Here is a 16562-nt window from a genome sequence, read left to right on the forward strand (position 1 = left end):
CTTACATAAAAATCAATCACTTACATCCATTTTTTTCAACTAGGATTTGGATTTAATTCGGTAACCTTTCCTGTCCCGGTGCCAGACAGTTTATCTGCGACGGAACGGAGCTTTTGGCGACTGGAGGAGGGCTTGTCGCGGCGGTCGTCGATTTTGACCGAGGTGGAAACGCGCTTCGCTCCTGCCAGGAATGGCGCTTCGTGCAGCGCAGCAATGGCGGTGAACACATCGTCCAACGAGCCTTCAATAATCGTGCTCATGGAGGTAAGTTCGTATGTAATTCCTTTTTGCGTCTTCAGCACTTTCTGCATCTGTGCAACATAGTCGCTCAGACTGGTACTGCCTGTTCCAATCGGGATTACGGTTACTTCTGCAATAGCCATCGTTGAGTTCCTCCTTCAAGCCCTCGTCAGGGTTGGGAACCAGTTCCAGTTAATCCTCTCATTTAACTAAGATCAACTGCAATGTTCCCCGACTTGATCACGGGTTTATTTTTAGAATCGTACTTCTTAAAAAACTAAAATCTCTATCAGATGGGGCATCCATCTTTTCGCAAAAGGGTCATATGTATGCTGCTTGTTTCTTCGAAAGCCTTCCTTACACTCCATTGTACCGTTCGCACGACCTCAATTCAAATACAACCCGCGGCTTCTTTGCATTTTTCGCGTTTCCATTCCTTTTCCTTTACGTATGGCTTCAATTGTTGCTATAATACTCCTTGCGCTTATTTGAAATTTTAAGTTTCTCAACACAACATGTTGGGTTTAATAGTTATAAGACGTCTAAATGTAGTGATGTAGCCGATAAATTGTATGGGGACCGTTCTGATGCCCGTTCATTGGCAAGCGCATCGCTATTTCTATGTTGTTGGATTACATACAGCCCCAAAATGCTGTCTGGACCAAGCAAGCACTCCGGGAATTTCAGCCAAAACCCGGAACTGCACACCTGCAAACACACAGATGCTTCGCCTGTCGACTGATCGTCAGGCAAGCTGACCTCATCGCTTGATCATCATTTCTTTTCAGCGTCGTTTTTCATTTTCACTGTCATTTATTTTTTGATTTATATCCCAAGTCAGGAAAGCGAGGAATTAATTCCATGCCACAACTCGTAACGAAACCAAACAACCGCCAGTTGGCTTTTGATGAAATACGCATTTCCGTTTATGCCGACCGTGTGCTCAACGGATTGAACAAGCTGGATAAAGATCGTCTGATTCGCGGTGTGGTCAGCAAGCTGCGCCGGGACGAAGTCACGGGCGACGAAATCAGCAACGCGTTTGCGATGGCTGCGCTTGAACTGGTCAGCAAGGAAGAACCGGACTGGAAATTCGCCGCTGCACGTGCTTTGCTCACCTCCTTATATAAAAAAGCGGCTACTCACCGCCGTTACAAATCCTATGCGGACGAGCCTTACGGCGCTTTTTATCCGCTGATTACGGAGTTGATCAAGAAAGGCATCTATCGTCAAGAGCTGCTCGATTACTACACCAAGGAGCAAATTGACGAGCTGGGTGCATCCATTTTGCCGAAAAATGATCTGCTGTTCGATTACATCGGGCTGTTGACGCTGTCTGAGCGCTATTTGGCGAACGATTTTGACGGACGCGTGATGGAACTGCCACAGGAACGTTATATGATCATCGCGATGTACCTGATGCACAAGGAGCCTGCCGACAAGCGTATGGAGCTGGTGAAGGAAGCTTACTGGGCGATGAGCAATATGTACATGACGGCGGCTACGCCAACCATGTCCAATGCCGGGAAAAAAGTCGCTGGACAGCTCTCCAGCTGCTTCATCGACACCGTAGACGACTCGCTGGAAGGCATTTTCGATTCCAATACCGATGTAGCCCGTCTCAGCAAAATGGGCGGGGGCATCGGCGTGTACCTCGGTAAAATACGGGCACGTGGCTCCGACATCCGTGGACACAAAAATACAAGCTCCGGCGTGATCCCGTGGATTCGCCAGCTAAACAATACAGCGGTCAGCGTTGACCAATTGGGTACACGTAAAGGCGCGATTGCCGTCTATCTGGACGTGTTCCACAAAGATATTCTCGCGTTCCTCGACCTGAAGCTGAACAACGGCGACGAGCGGATGCGCGCGCATGACGTGTTCCACGGCGTATGTCTGCCCGATCTGTTTATGGAGCAGGTGGAAGCACGCGGCGAATGGAATCTGTTCTGCCCGCATGAAGTGAAGAAGGTCATGGGCTGGAAGGATGACAACGGTCGTCCACTGGGGCTGGAGGATTTTTACGATGAAGCCTATGGTACAGGCTCCTTCCGCGAGAAGTATGAGGAAGCGTCGCAGCATCCAATGCTCCCCCGCATTACAGTGGCTGCCATCGACATCATGAAGCGCCTGATGAAATCGCAATTGGAAACAGGTACGCCGTACATGTTCTACCGCGATACAGTAAACCGTACGAACCCGAACCGCGCCCACGGTATGGTGTATTCCTCCAACCTGTGCACGGAAATCATGCAAAACCAATCGGCGACGGTGGTGGAAAAAGAGGAATTAGTCACCAAGGACGGACAAACACGTATTGTCATTTCCAAAATTCCTGGCGACTTTGTTGTGTGCAACCTGAACTCCATTCATCTGGCTCGCGCTGTTCCGGCAGGTGTGCTGGATCGTCTCGTACCGATTCAGGTACGTATGCTGGATAATGTCATTGATATCAACAACATTGAGGTGCTGCAAGCACAATATACGAACAGCCAATATCGCGCAGTCGGTCTGGGTACGTTCGGACTCCATCATCTACTCGCACTCGAAGGCATCCGTTGGGAATCCGACGAAGCGGTAACCTATAACGATCATTTGTACGAAAAAATTAACTATTTGGCTGTAAAATCGAGCATGGAACTGGCGAAGGAAAAAGGCCGTTATGCCAAATTTGAAGGCTCCGACTGGTCTACCGGGCATTATTTTACATCCCGTGGCTATACAGACGGTACTCGTGAAGGCAAATTTGTCACCACGTCCGAGTGGAGCGAACTTGCAGAAGAAGTCAAACAAAACGGTGTCCGCAACGCATGGCTGTTCGCCATTGCGCCTAACGGTTCCACGTCCATCATTGCAGGTTCTACCGCCAGCATTGATCCATTGTATGAGCTGCTTTCCTATGAAGAGAAAACAACCTACAAGATCGCTAACCCTGCACCGGACCTAAATGAAAAAACAATCTGGTACTACAAAACGGCTTTCCTTCTGGATCAGCATGCTTCGATCAACATGGCTTCTGCCCGTCAGCGTCATATTGATCAAGGCCAAAGCTTTAACCTGTATGTGCGCCCGGATATCAAAGCTACTGAATTCCTGGAACTACACATCCATGCCTGGAAATCAGGTATGAAATCAACCTATTATGTACGCAGCCGCGCACTGACGATTGAAGAATGCGATAGCTGCGCATCCTAGATTAAAGGAGAGAATTCCCCATGCAGTTACAAAAGATTTTTAACACGGAAGCGCCTAACCGCTCCACCCGTATTATTGAAGGCGAATGCTCCGGGATTTTGAACTGGAACGATATTCGGATGCCGCATATGTACAAGCTGTACAAGGTGCTGCTGCTGAACCACTGGATTCCGGATGAAATCCCGATGTCCAAAGACGCGTCCCAATTTCCTACGCTGGATGCCGAAGAACAGCGCACGTTCAAAATCAACATCGGCCTGCTGGCCGTGCTGGATTCCATGCAAACGATGTTTGTCGGGGATGTAAAACGCTACTTTACCGATTCTTCACTGGAAGCTGTGTCGGCCATTATCGGTCAACAGGAAGTCGTGCATAATCAATCCTACTCCTACGTATTGTCCTCTCTGGTATCGGATCAGGAGCAGAAGGAAATTTTTGAATACTGGAAAAATGATCCTGTATTGCTGGAGCGTAATACATTTATCTCGGACATTTACCAGGAGTTCCGTGATGAACAGAATCCGCAAACCTTTTTCCAGGCGATGGTGGCAGACTTGGTTCTGGAGGGCATTTTCTTTTATAGTACGTTCGCTTTCTTCTACAATCTGGCACGTGACCAGAAGATGATGTCGACCAGCCAAATGATCTCGTATATCCAGCGGGATGAAAATCAGCATTGCTACTTTTTTGCCGAAGTGTTCAAGCAATTGTTGTCTGATTTTCCTGAGCTGGACACGAAGGAAAATACCGATTATGTATACCGCATGATCGACCGCGCGGTCGAGCTGGAAACGAATTGGGCACACTACACGCTCAAAGAGGTTCGCGGCATTGACCTGAACGAGCTGGGCGATTATATCAAGTACATGGCGAACATGCGCCTGAGACTGCTCGGTATGGACAAAGCCTACGAAGGCGTAGACGTAAATTGTATGCCTTGGATCAAGCCGTTCTCGGATGAAGCGCTGAACGCGACAAAAACAGACTTTTTTGAAGCCAAATCGCGCAATTACGGCAAGGTCGGAGACGACAACGGATTTGACGATTTGTAATTAACCAGATACAGCCTTAACTCGTTATTTACCGGGATGAACCTAACGCCGTTTGCGGCAAGGTCATCCCCTTTTTTTAGTTTCAGTTGAATCTTCGAGATACAATTTTAAAATAGTCGCATGCCCCGAAGCTGAGAAGTTCACCTTCGTCCGGCGTGGCGCATACATATAACCTAGAACCGTGTAATCTAATCCGTAGCTCCACAGTATATCAACGTTACTCACGATGGAGGCATTAATTTTACTTGCTTTGTATAGGAAGGATAGCCGCCCGTATGCTGGAGCATTTCGATTTCACGCAAAATACGCGGCAAATCAGCGACCGAGTTCATGACGGTGTGCAATCTCATAGATCATCCATGGATAAGGGCGCCCTTGTGAAACTTCACAGGGAGCTACTGTGCAATCCAGTGCATACGGGGACTGTGCAGGCGTAAAAACGTTGCCCAGCATCTCCATCGGGCAAGATGCGGTGGCGCCTGACTGAATCGGCCGATCCTGTAACTCATTCAGCGCTTTATCCATACCGAAAGTGGGTTCAGCTCCCTGGATCAAAGAACGGAGAACCGGGACAAGCTCAAGATAAATATGCTCAATATCCGCTCTCCCAGGATGCGTACCGAAGCAATCCAGCCATTTTTTCCGAACCTCTGAAAGTGCCAGCACATTGGCAACATGATCATGGATCGGTAACCCTCGCCCATGAGATGCCTGTTCTTCGGTTACCCGCACACCCTTCCATCTGAAAATATCACGCATTCCCTCGATTAAGCATTCTTTCTTAGGACCATGATACACAGCTAACGTAAAATGAAATGCCGTAAAGCGTCAGCGGAGTGTAATTGAAAATAAATTCTTTGATTGGTTGTGGATTACTGATTGTGATGAAGTGTACTAAGGAGGAATCACAACATGAGACATCCATGGAATGAATATAATCCCAAGATGCCTTGGCGGATGGAGCTGGGTTGTTATGCGCTGAACAAACTGGCTTGCGGAGGACTGGTTTTCGGCCTATTATGGGCCTATTGCTATATAGCAGAGGCAATTACGGGGATTCCTGTAACCATCGCAGGCAACAGTGGCGAGCTGACTGCGCAGCTATGGGCATATGGTTTTGCCCTTCCGGCAGCTCTTGCCGCCGATGCGCTGCACGATCTCTTGCCCTGGCTGCGAAAGCTGGAGCGGCTCACCCTGTACCTTGCCGCAGGATTCAGTATCTTCCTCCTGCTCGGTTCTTTTATATCGCCCGAAGGAACGGGCGTCTCATGGAGTAACGGCATCGTGGGTACATTGATCACATTACTATATTACCGGGGAAGGCATTATGCAGGAAGACCCTGGAAGAGCCGTGAATTTGGGGTACAGCTCATCTTGGCCTTCCTCCTGCCCTTACTATTATGGGCTATAGGGCTTCAATAATATCACCCGCAATGACCGAGGCGGCATGCTGGCGATGACGCGCGGCTGCTTCTCCAGCCCTGCCGTGCAGGTATACTCCAAAGGCTGCTGCCTGCGAAGCGTTCAAGCCCTGCACGTTTCAGGTAGGCGAGGCATACGGTGACGCGCAGGCCCGCATCCGTTAGATGACGGGCCGCCACCAGTCCGTCGCCGTCGTTGCCTTTGCCTACGAGAATAACCAATGCTCCCGTTCCCGCATGGCATGTTGCCCATGGCCCCAAGGCTCCATCCGAATAGCACCGCCCTCGTCGTCGCTCCGTCCATTTTCCACAGCGCAGAGCTTCAATACCTCGTCAGCTACAGCACGCCCGGCATTTTCCATCAAGGTAAGGACTGGGATGCACAGCTTATCAATCGTATACCGATCCAGTTGCCGCATTTCTTCGGCGGTCACAATATACATGCTTCTTCGCCTCCCGTAGTGCCATCCTTTTTTAATACCCAACCGTAAAACGGGAATTCACAAATTCCCCTTCCACTAGTTCATCAATCAGGGCAACCGCATAATCCTCAACCGAGATGCGGCTGTGACCCAATTCGTCAACAACTACATGGTCCAAGCCGATGCGGAACTGCCCTGTACGCCGTCCCGGTTCAATAATTCCCGCAGGACTGCAATATGTCCAATCGACATCCGCGGCGCGATACAGTTCCAGTGCGTCAGCGTGTGCAGCTGCCAGTGGTTTGATTTCCTCCGGAAACTCGGCGGTATCCATCAGGCGTTCACCGTTTTCCGTTTTCAGGCTGCCGGCTCCCCCGACTACCAGTATGCGCTCTGCGCCGGAACGCCGGGTGCCTTCCAGTAAAGAGCGAGTGGCTTCGAGCAATTCTTCCTCGGCTCCAAACTTGGGACCGTAGGCGCTGATCATGGCATCATGTCCTTTCGCCACGGATGTTACAGAATCGGGATTCAAAATATCCGCTTGAACGACCGTCAAATATTCACTTTGCTCCGTTACACGCTGCGGATCACGCACCGCCGCCGTCACCTGATACTTGCGCTTGATTGCCTCCTTCACCAATGCTTGACCAATGGTTCCTGTTGCTCCAAAAATAATGACTTTCATAGGTCCTTGCCTTCTTCCTGTCTATGATTTACTTACTCCAGTACATACGCCGATAACCTTTTCCCTGATGGGAGGGTTTGACTGCAAATGCTCATTCATGCTGAATCTCCCCTTCCTGCTTGTCATCTTGTCTATTTTACCAAAAAATACTTTATATATCTCTGTCAGACGTGACCAAGCTCTTGAAATGCCTGTGTGGTCTGTGCAATAGTGTAGAAAGAACAATGGAAGGAGGGATTGCGGGTGTCCCCAACGGACTTCGCGGCATTAGCCGCATATATCTCACCCGGTCTGATTGCCGTCCTGCTGGCATTGTCTTTGCTGGTATGGCTGTATGTTCACAGCGCAGCCCAGCTTCGAAATTCACGGCAGCAGCGGTTGAATGAATTACAGGAATCGCTGCGAATCTACGGACGATTAGCAGGCTATCTCCAAACCTCCACTCAGAATGGCATAAGCAACAGTGAAACGCGCCAGCATCAGAGTGGACTGATTCATGCCCTTCAAGAAGCGAAGGCTGCTCCCTATTTAACCCCTCACCTTCAGGAACAGGTTCAGGCATCTCTAAGAGAATGTGACGCATTCCGCAGGGAATTGCTGCTCAAATCACTGGAGCGCGAAATGAACAAACTGATCGACGAACGTCGTCTTGTTCTGCTAGAATCGCATGCTCCGGGCTGGGGTACGGCTTTATGGAAGCTGCTGCGTCCCGCAGCCGGGCCGTTGGCGCTGGTGGGTATAGTGTGGCTAATTTCACGGATGATTGTGGAACTCATGTCATATAGTACTATCTATAATAGTCTGCCCGAAGCTGTGCCCTCTGCCTCATGGCTCATAGGGTGTACATGGATGAGATTTGTTTCCGGCTTGATCGCCCTGCTGTACGTATATCGGTTGATGACTCTCCGCAGACAAAATGATCTGGAGGTGACGGCATCCCATTTTCCAACGAGTCTGTTGTCCATGGTGATCGCCGCCGTTGCCCTGTTTCAATGGATCGGACCGGAAGCTTCTCCCTACATACTGGCTGTGCAACTTGTCCTGTTTTTGATCGGCTTCCGACTCACACGGGGCCGCTCACGGAGTGATCGCCCTTATGTCGGTCATCCCGGCTTGATGAAGGCCGATCCTTCTCAACATCAAGAAATGCACACGGCAGACAAAGACAGAACGTCCGACTCTTCTTTGGCCGAAGAACATAGCCGTTCCTAGGCGGCAAGCGACGCAAGATCGTATACAGCATGAATGTTCAAACCACATACCCTCACAGGACATCCCGACAGACACCGAATGGTTTTATGGGGTGTCCTGTTTTATGAATATTGAAAAAATCCATATACGTTAAACTACCATCAATAGTATGCTCACTGAATGCGGACAAAATTGAAATCGCTATGCCCCGCTATCAGCAAGATGTACGGCAATTTCAAAGGATGTAGCTCTCCTGTCCAGGCATTGACCTGATACGCATACAGCTCACCTTCCTCTGCCTCACTGGCAGCATATAGCTTCGCCCCATCCGGGTGCAGTGCCAGAAGAGAAGGCCGCTCAATCCCCTCTACACCTCCAACCATGCACAGATCACCATTTTCTACACGCAAAGCGCATACATAAATCCCTCTTTCATCACGAGACGCATAAGTTCCTGTATAAAATAACTGCTCTCGCAAGCCCATCATGAATATCCTCCATCATTATTAGCTATGATCCGCTCCAAAGTGCGCCATATAGACGAACGAAATCATTTCAATAAAGTAAACATCACCGTAAGATCTTGTTGCACACTTTGATTCTCTTTACACAGACTTTTCGTTTTGTTAATATTGTTAAAGTAAATTGTCAACCTTTTAAAACTCATTTTGGTTGACAATCAAAACACTAGATTGGTGAAGGATGGTGATCATTACGCACTATGAACGTCTTGCCGCCATGAATAAGGCGCACTTATGGCTTCCCTTTACTCAAATGAAAGATTACAACGAGTCGGACCCTCTTATTATCGAACGTGGTGAAGGTGTCAAACTGTATGATGTCCAGGGACGGTCTTATTATGACGGGTTCTCGTCTGTTTGGCTTAATGTACACGGACACAACGTGCCGGAACTGAATCAGGCAATCACGGATCAGTTAGATCGGATCGCCCACTCTACACTGCTTGGAATGGCGAATGTACCTGCCATTGAGCTGGCTGAAAAGCTAGTAGGGATCGCTCCGAAGGGCTTAAACAAAGTGTTTTACTCCGATTCAGGAGCAACCGGTGTGGAAATCGCAATCAAAATGGCGTTTCAATACTGGCATAACCGCGGAATACATGAGAAAAAGACATTTATTACGATGAATCAAGCGTACCATGGAGATACAATCGGGGCAGTCAGCGTCGGCGCGATTCCGCTGTATCATGATGTGTTCCGACCGATGCTGTTTCCCACAGAGGTCATCCCTTATCCTTATGCTTATCGCCACAAGGGCGGCGCAGCGGGGGCAATGGAGTCTACTTTAAACGCTTTACGCATTTTGCTTGAGACTCGTGGGGATGAAATGGCAGCTCTCATGGTGGAGCCGATCGTGCAGGGAGCCGGAGGAATAATCATCATGCCGCCCGGCTGTTTACGGGAAATGGCCGCGCTTTGCCGTAAACACGACGTACTACTCATCACGGACGAAGTGGCAACAGGATTCGGTCGGACGGGAGCCATGTTTGCCTGCGATCTCGAAGACGTTTCACCTGATCTGATGGTTGTCGGCAAAGGACTCACTGGCGGCTACTTGCCCGTCGCTGCGACACTTGCAACTGACGAGGTATATGCCGCATTCTATGCCGATTATCAAGAGCAGAAAACATTTTTCCACGGGCACTCCTTTACCGGAAACCCGCTTGGCTGTGCCGTCGCTTTAGCCAGTCTAAAACGATTCGAAGAGCGAGACATGCTAAAGGGCGTAATAGCAAAGGCCTCATTTGTGCAGCAAAAGCTCATGGCACTTAAAGAACGGCCGCATGTCGGTGAAATTCGGCAAAAGGGTCTGATGATCGGCATCGAACTCGTACGTGATAAGGTTTCACGAGAGCCATACGATTGGGCAGATCGGATCGGCGTTCGCGCTGCCGAGCGTGCAAGAGAGCTTGGCATGCTGACAAGACCGCTTGGCAATGTTGTCGTATTTATCCCTCCTCTTGCCAGCACGGAGGATGAGTTGGATGCCATGACAGATATTTTGGTAGCATCTATTATTGATGTTACCGAAAATGGATTAACGACATGAGCACACTACGGGGATTGTTTATAACCGGTACAGATACCAGCGTTGGGAAGACCATTGTGATGGCGGCTCTTGCCGCTACGTTGCGTGCAGAAGGTCTGAATGCAGGTGTCTGGAAACCTGTGCAATCCGGCGGCCTTCTTGGCAGCGGAGCAACGGATGCCGAACGTCTGCTGCAAAGCACAGGCATCTGTGAACGCCCCGAGACCATAGCGCCTTTTACATTCGAAGCACCGCTTACCCCAATGCTGGCCGCCAAGCAGGCTGGTGTGACGCTTACTCTTAAGGAGATTATCGCTGCAGGAGAACCACTCATAAAACGCTATAAAGCACTGCTTATCGAAGGGGCGGGTGGGGTTGCTGTACCGCTGACCGCTGACGCACTAGTGATTGACCTGATTTCTGCGCTTCACATCCCCGTTCTGATCGTGGCCCGGTCCGGTCTGGGTACAATTAATCATACGCTTTTGACCGTTTCCTTCTTACAGCAGCGCGGAATCCCAATTGTAGGCATCATTATGAACGATAGCGAATGTGCTGGGCCCCTGGACGATCCGAGTGCCGCCGCGAATGCGGAACTCATCGAACGTTACAGCGGCGGCCTGAAGGTCCTTGGCCGTTTTCCACGCTTGCATGACGAGGCAAATACCGAGACGCTTATACATTCCGTTCGAAAAACGATTCAATTAGGGCCAATCAGGCAAGCATTTTCAGTACAATCATCTACGGGGAATGATGGAAATTAAACGCTCTGCAAGGCGGTGATGATCATCCATTGGATGAAAAAGGAACTTGAGGCATTGAACCACGTATCATTGGAACGCCGCTTGCGTACCTATGCCCCTATCCCCGAAAGTCCTGGTTATATGATGCATGGAGGACGAGTGCTGCTCGACTTGTCCTCGAATGATTATCTGGGACTTGCCCAGCATCCTGCCGTGATTGAAGCGATGCGTGATGCACTCCTCACGGAAGGAGTTGGCGCCGGTGCCTCCAGGCTTGTAACCGGCAACCGGCAGCCCTATGCACAGCTTGAAAAAGCGTTGGCAGAATGGCAGAACTGTGATGCGGCACTTGTCTTCGCAAACGGATATACAGCTAATATCGGTGTCATTAGTGCGCTTGCGGGTCGTGGCGATGTGGTATTCAGCGACCAGTTCAACCATGCGAGCATCGTCGACGGCATTATTTTGAGCCGCGCCGAGCATGCCCGGTACCGTCATAACGATATGGAACATTTGCGTGCCTTATTACATAAATTCCGTGATAAACGGCGGAAGCTGATCGTTACGGACGCAGTCTTTTCCATGGATGGTGATCAGGCGCGCTTGCTCGACCTTATTGCACTCAAACAAGAGTATAATGCTCTGCTGATGGTTGACGAGGCACACAGCGGAGGGGTTTACGGTCTACACGGTGAGGGATTGGCCCTTGCGCTCGGGTTACAAAATGATGTGGATATTCATATGGGAACACTCAGCAAATCGTTTGGCGTCTACGGAGCTTATGTTTGTGGAAATGAGACGCTCATCAGGTGGCTGATGAATAAGGCTAGGCCGCTTATCTATTCAACGGCATTGCCACCTTCTCTTATAGCGGGGGCTACCCAAGCATTGAAGCTGATACAAACAGAACACTGGCGTCGTGAACGGCTGTTTGCGGCAAGCGAATTTTTTCGTTCCTCATTATGTATAGGGGGGTTTAACGTCGGTAACGGAGATTCTCCGATTATACCTTTGATCGTAGGCCACAATCATAAAGCTCTGCAATTTAGCAGTGCTCTGGAAAACGAAGGGATTGCGGCGATAGCCATTCGCCCTCCAACAGTACCCGAGGGTACTGCGCGAATTCGCTTCTCTTTGTCGGCGGCACATTCCCTGGAAGAGCTGACAGATGCCGTGACGGAAATTCGCAGAATAGGACTTCGACTGGGGGTATTGGAATCATGCGATCAGAGTTAGGCGGCACAATCTTGTGGCTGACCGGGTGGAGTATGTCAGATAAAGTCTTTGACCGACTTCGCGAGCTTCTTCCTGATTTTCATCATGTTTCTATAGATTACAGTGCTGCCGCTTCTTCAGAGGAAATACTGCACTTGACAGAAACGGCAGCAAAAATTCTGCTTTCCTTGTGTTCCGGTCCGGTTCTGATCGGAGGCTGGTCACTGGGCGGGTTATTGGCATTGAAACTCGCGGACCAGGAACTGGCGAACGGACTTATCCTTTTTTCAGCAACAGCCAGGTTTACTCGTCCTAAAGAACAGCGGGATCGCGGCTGGGCAGATGCATATGTTAGACAGATGATCACCGGACTCAGAAAAGATCGGCAGGCTATAGAGAGCAAATTCAGTCAGATGGTGTTTACGGAGTCGGAGACAGAGACGGGTCTCAGGGACAATCGTTCCCTCATCGGCAACTGGACAACTCCGGCGCTCATCGCGGGTCTTGAAGTCCTACGTAATGTGGAATGCCTCTCCCGAATTCCGACAATCCATTGCCCGGTGCTGCTTGTGCACGGTACCGGGGATAAGATTTGTCCTTACACGGCGGCAGAAGAGTTGCTCACGCAATTGCCTCAGGCGAAGTTACTAACCATACCCGACAGCGGGCATGCTCCTTTTTTGGGAAGGGAAGCTCATATCGCTGAATCAATTAGGAGTTGGTGGCATGATCAGTAGAAAAGCAGCTATTGGACGTCAATTTAACCGTAGCGCGGCTGGGTTGTATGATACTCATGCCCATGTACAGCGCATTATGGCGGACATGCTTGTAAAATCTCTCATGAAACGGACAAAGGCTGGTGATTCAAACAGACTCAGCATTCTTGAGATCGGTTGCGGCACCGGCACTCTATCTGAAATTTTGATGAACAAGTGGCCACACTCGTCTATTACTGCACTGGATATTGCGCCTGCAATGATTCTGGCGGCTGAACAGCGTGTGTTAAGCACTGCAAACCATGTAGGCTCCAACGGTAGGCCCTCATCTGATATCCACTTTTTGCTTGCCGATGTCGAAATATGGGCAGCTAACACTCCTGCCTCTTCGTTCGATCTCATCGTTTCCAGCGCTTGTTTTCAATGGTTGAGCCAGCCGCAGCAAACGCTGAATTACCTTCACCGGCTGCTTCGACCCGGAGGAATACTCGCGTTCGCGACCTTCGGGCCTGGTACGTTCCGCGAGCTGCACACGGCTTTTGAAGAAGTTTACCGTGCTGAAGGTATGGAGCCCCAGAGGCACGGACTGTCGTTTCAATCTGCAAATCAGTGGAAAGATTCGTTAACAAAGGCTGGGTTCTTAAACATCCAATATGAATGTATGCTTTTAACGGAAGAGTACGCTTCACCAAGGGATTTTCTATTATCTGTAAAAGCACTGGGAGCCAGCACTTCAGAAGCCGTCATTTCGCGCAGTCTCGGATCGCGGCGTCTGTTCACCCATTTGTATAAAGAGTATGAAGACAAGTTTAGCACGCCGGGAGGTATTGCGGCGACTTATGATATTGTATTCTTTCAGGCATCAGCAACTTAATGATCTTTATAGGGTACAAATCCAAAAAAAAACAGGACGTTTAGTTCAGGAAACGCCCTGTTTTTCATATAACGTAGGAAAGCATAATTCTGCAAAAAAATATTTCGAAACGTCAGGCCATACTAAACCGCTGTCGTTTGCGTACCTTTGCTGTTCCATTTTACAGCCAGTCCCAAACTAAAGATAAGAATGACCGCCCCAAAAATGTACGGCAAGTTGATATTCACCTCAAACAGCGTACCCGCCAGCGCAGGTCCCAAAATATTACCGATACTCATATAGGCATTGTTCATCCCGGCTGCAACCCCCTGCTCATCCCCGGCCATTTTGGATAAAGCCGTATTAATGGCTGGTCGCAGCAGCGACGTGGCGGTAAAGAAGATGAGCGATACCCCCAGTACATAATAAAAGTTGCCAGAGAGCAACATAAGCACAAGAGAAATTGCGGAAAACAGAAAGGAGCCGATAATGACACCTTTTTCGCCAAAACGATTCAACAACGGACTGATCACAACCGCTTGAATCACCGTTCCGACCAGCGCGCCCACCGTAATAATGAGGGCAATATCACGCTCATTGTAATGAAATTTGCCTGTCACGAAGAAAGGAAACATCGTTTCAAAATGCGTCAGCCCGAAAGTTAGCGTGAAAACCATAATCAGTAGCATGAAGTACGGCTTGCGAAAAGAAAGTGCAAACTGCTTAATGACATTGTCGCGCTTGACTTTGACATTCCGGAATTTCAACTGTTTCTCCATCGACAAGGTTTCGGGCAGCAAAATCAATGAGATCAGCGCAGCCAAGCCTGATACGCCAGCCGAAACATATAAAGGCGTGCGAATCGAGATATCTGCCAGCAAGCCACCCACGCCAGGACCGATAACAAACCCAAGAGACATGGCCGCGCCCAACAAACCCATTCCCCGACCGCGATTGTGTACCGTCGTAATGTCAGCAATATAAGCCATCATCGGAGGGATCATAAATGCGGCACCCGCACCGCCGAGCAAACGGGAAATATACAGCATGGTCAACGAGTGTCCAATAGCAAACAATGCAGAAGACACCGTCATGATCACCAAACCAATAATAATCATTTTTTTACGTCCGTATTTATCCGACCATTCTCCAGCTAACGGCGAGAACAGGAACTGGGTCAAGCCAAACACCGCAACCAGGTAGCCTCCCGTTTCACCACTGCCTCCCAGAGAACTCATGAATTTGGGGAGGATCGGAATGATGAGGCCAATTCCCAGCATGGCAATAAACATATTAATCATCAAAATGACCAGCGGTCCCATTTTCAACTGTTGTGAATCTGACATGTTGCGTTTTGTCCTCCTAAGGTTATTTATTTCGCATATGAAAATCTTATTTTGCAACTATTAGTTCAAAACTCTCCACTATATTAATAGACCCACAAGCATATAACAATCATAAAGCTGACACTAAAATATGATCAATAATCCGAAGTCGTTATAAGAAATATAATTGCTTCTTGAAAAATAGAAAAGGAGTCTTAGCAGCTTGCATTGGGCTTCATGGAGCAAGTATATACTTTTTCTACACTAATTATATACAAACATGCGTTCTATTACAATGAACAAAAAAAAGGAACTGTAAGCATAACACTGGCAGAGTCCTAATTTTAAATTTAATGCAAAGGCGCTTGATTCCAGTCTGTTATATGCCACATTCCGCCTACTCCGTTTTCCATACATTTATAGTTCTGCTTACATAGTTGACTATGACCATATAATTTCAATCCACGCACTCACATAGAGTGCGGCGATGGTATATGCCGTTCATTGTCCGCTTTGCTGATCTATTTCAATCCACGCACTCACATAGAGTGCGACTGAGAATGGTGAAGGCAAGCGGGTGTATGTAACAATTTCAATCCACGCACTCACATAGAGTGCGACTAAGATCAAGGATGCGGACATGGAGTTCGTTTTTATTTCAATCCACGCACTCACATAGAGTGCGACCCTTACGTGGTACAGTTTCAGAGTTCTATCTTAATGATTTCAATCCACGCACTCACATAGAGTGCGACTTGAAACAGATTGCAGCAGCTCTCGAACTGCCATATATTTCAATCCACGCACTCACATAGAGTGCGACGATATGGACGAAAGTGGGTTTCCAGTCATTGATGGTATTTCAATCCACGCACTCACATAGAGTGCGACTCTGCATACCTAAACCTCCATTCTTAGTAAAAATTTCAATCCACGCACTCACATAGAGTGCGACAGCGAAAATGCAGTAATTCATACCGTAATGATATCAATTCCATACATTTTAGCAAAAAACGATGCCCAAAAAGCCTGAATCAACCATTGACTTCTACTGAAGAAAACTGATTTAATGTTTTTCGACAAATTTCGAGGTGCGAAGGATCCGGGGTTTTTATGTGAGCTTCACATTCGCACTCACCATAAGAGCAGAATACTCATTTCATCTCCCCTTATACATATACCATAAATGAGCATGATAACCAATAATGAGGTGCATATCCGGTGAATTTTGGGACAATATCATAAACAAAGTTCTAAATTTACTCGGATGGATATCAAAAGGATTCACAGGCTTCAGCAGATTTGGCTCGATCCAGTATACTCCCTCTGCTGTATTACGCTCATATCCATTACGATCCAACCATTCAAACAGATCTTCATAGATAGTATTCAGTCGTCCATGATCTCCCTGAAAGCGGGTCATCAAAGCGGATGCTATTGAGGTTCACCCATTCC

General features: G+C 48.6%; 14 protein-coding genes, 2 pseudogenes and 1 CRISPR repeat array. Of the genes and pseudogenes, 9 read left to right on the forward strand and 7 right to left on the reverse strand.

What is annotated here, in order from left to right; all coding sequences use genetic code 11:
• Positions 1–35 precede the first annotated feature (35 nt).
• Positions 36–383: an MTH1187 family thiamine-binding protein gene (locus ACWGOO_RS14165; protein WP_452484360.1), complete on the reverse strand. Its 348-nt coding sequence runs from the start codon at positions 381–383 to the stop codon at positions 36–38.
• Positions 384–1101: 718 nt separating this feature from the next.
• On the opposite strand from ACWGOO_RS14165, the gene ACWGOO_RS14170 reads away from it, so the two are divergent.
• Positions 1102–3435 carry a ribonucleoside-diphosphate reductase subunit alpha gene (locus tag ACWGOO_RS14170; RefSeq protein WP_452484362.1) on the forward strand — a complete coding sequence of 778 codons (2334 nt, stop codon included), beginning with the start codon at positions 1102–1104 and terminating at the stop codon, positions 3433–3435.
• Positions 3436–3455: 20 nt separating this feature from the next.
• A complete protein-coding gene (locus ACWGOO_RS14175; RefSeq protein ID WP_452484364.1) occupies positions 3456–4487 on the forward strand; it encodes a ribonucleotide-diphosphate reductase subunit beta in 1032 nt (343 codons plus the stop codon).
• Positions 4488–4708: 221 nt separating this feature from the next.
• Here the strand turns inward: ACWGOO_RS14175 and ACWGOO_RS14180 are convergent.
• Positions 4709–5285, reverse strand: a pseudogene (locus ACWGOO_RS14180) (hypothetical protein).
• Positions 5286–5399: 114 nt separating this feature from the next.
• On the opposite strand from ACWGOO_RS14180, the gene ACWGOO_RS14185 reads away from it, so the two are divergent.
• Positions 5400–5909 carry a hypothetical protein gene (locus tag ACWGOO_RS14185; RefSeq protein ID WP_452484366.1) on the forward strand — a complete coding sequence of 170 codons (510 nt, stop codon included), beginning with the start codon at positions 5400–5402 and terminating at the stop codon, positions 5907–5909.
• 125 nt (positions 5910–6034) lie between these two features.
• Here the strand turns inward: ACWGOO_RS14185 and ACWGOO_RS14190 are convergent.
• Both ACWGOO_RS14190 and ACWGOO_RS14195 read right to left on the reverse strand, forming a co-directional pair.
• Positions 6035–6351 (reverse strand): annotated as a pseudogene (locus ACWGOO_RS14190) (NAD(P)H-hydrate epimerase); the annotation flags it as partial.
• A 31-nt stretch (positions 6352–6382) separates the two neighbouring features.
• Positions 6383–7015, reverse strand: coding sequence for an NAD(P)-dependent oxidoreductase (locus ACWGOO_RS14195; protein WP_452484368.1), 633 nt, complete (start codon positions 7013–7015; stop codon positions 6383–6385).
• 243 nt (positions 7016–7258) lie between these two features.
• On the opposite strand from ACWGOO_RS14195, the gene ACWGOO_RS14200 reads away from it, so the two are divergent.
• Positions 7259–8227, forward strand: a complete 969-nt coding sequence (locus ACWGOO_RS14200; protein ID WP_452484370.1) for a flagellar export protein FliJ — start codon at positions 7259–7261, stop codon at positions 8225–8227.
• Positions 8228–8379: 152 nt separating this feature from the next.
• On the opposite strand, the gene ACWGOO_RS14205 is transcribed toward ACWGOO_RS14200, so the two are convergent.
• The gene (locus tag ACWGOO_RS14205; RefSeq protein WP_452484372.1) at positions 8380–8694 is read right to left on the reverse strand and encodes a lactonase family protein; all 315 of its coding nucleotides are present in this window, start codon (positions 8692–8694) and stop codon (positions 8380–8382) included.
• A gap of 214 nt (positions 8695–8908) precedes the next feature.
• Here ACWGOO_RS14205 and bioA point away from each other — a divergent pair, with 214 nt between their 5' ends.
• From bioA to bioC, 5 genes are read left to right on the forward strand one after another with little or no spacing between them, the layout of a single operon-like run.
• Positions 8909–10276, forward strand: coding sequence for an adenosylmethionine--8-amino-7-oxononanoate transaminase (gene bioA / locus ACWGOO_RS14210; RefSeq protein WP_452484374.1), 1368 nt, complete (start codon positions 8909–8911; stop codon positions 10274–10276).
• Complete coding sequence (gene bioD / locus ACWGOO_RS14215) at positions 10273–11019, forward strand: dethiobiotin synthase (protein WP_452484376.1); 747 nt, start codon at positions 10273–10275, stop codon at positions 11017–11019. Before bioA ends, bioD begins: the two co-directional genes overlap by 4 nt.
• Before the next feature lie 33 nt (positions 11020–11052).
• The gene (gene bioF, locus ACWGOO_RS14220) at positions 11053–12234 is read left to right on the forward strand and encodes an 8-amino-7-oxononanoate synthase (RefSeq protein ID WP_452484378.1); all 1182 of its coding nucleotides are present in this window, start codon (positions 11053–11055) and stop codon (positions 12232–12234) included.
• Positions 12219–12950 carry an alpha/beta fold hydrolase gene (locus tag ACWGOO_RS14225; RefSeq protein WP_452484380.1) on the forward strand — a complete coding sequence of 244 codons (732 nt, stop codon included), beginning with the start codon at positions 12219–12221 and terminating at the stop codon, positions 12948–12950. Before bioF ends, ACWGOO_RS14225 begins: the two co-directional genes overlap by 16 nt.
• A complete protein-coding gene (gene bioC / locus ACWGOO_RS14230) occupies positions 12940–13803 on the forward strand; it encodes a malonyl-ACP O-methyltransferase BioC (RefSeq protein WP_452484382.1) in 864 nt (287 codons plus the stop codon). Before ACWGOO_RS14225 ends, bioC begins: the two co-directional genes overlap by 11 nt.
• Positions 13804–13925: 122 nt before the next feature.
• Here bioC and ACWGOO_RS14235 read toward each other — a convergent pair whose 3' ends face one another.
• Complete coding sequence (locus tag ACWGOO_RS14235) at positions 13926–15128, reverse strand: MFS transporter (protein ID WP_452484384.1); 1203 nt, start codon at positions 15126–15128, stop codon at positions 13926–13928.
• A gap of 433 nt (positions 15129–15561) precedes the next feature.
• A CRISPR array of direct repeats spans positions 15562–16062; the repeat unit is 32 nt; unit sequence ATTTCAATCCACGCACTCACATAGAGTGCGAC.
• A gap of 204 nt (positions 16063–16266) precedes the next feature.
• The gene (locus tag ACWGOO_RS14240; RefSeq protein ID WP_452484386.1) at positions 16267–16530 is read right to left on the reverse strand and encodes a hypothetical protein; all 264 of its coding nucleotides are present in this window, start codon (positions 16528–16530) and stop codon (positions 16267–16269) included.
• Between the last annotated feature and the right edge of the window lie 32 nt (positions 16531–16562).

It is taken from the genome of Paenibacillus sp. NPDC055715, from assembly GCF_053617595.1.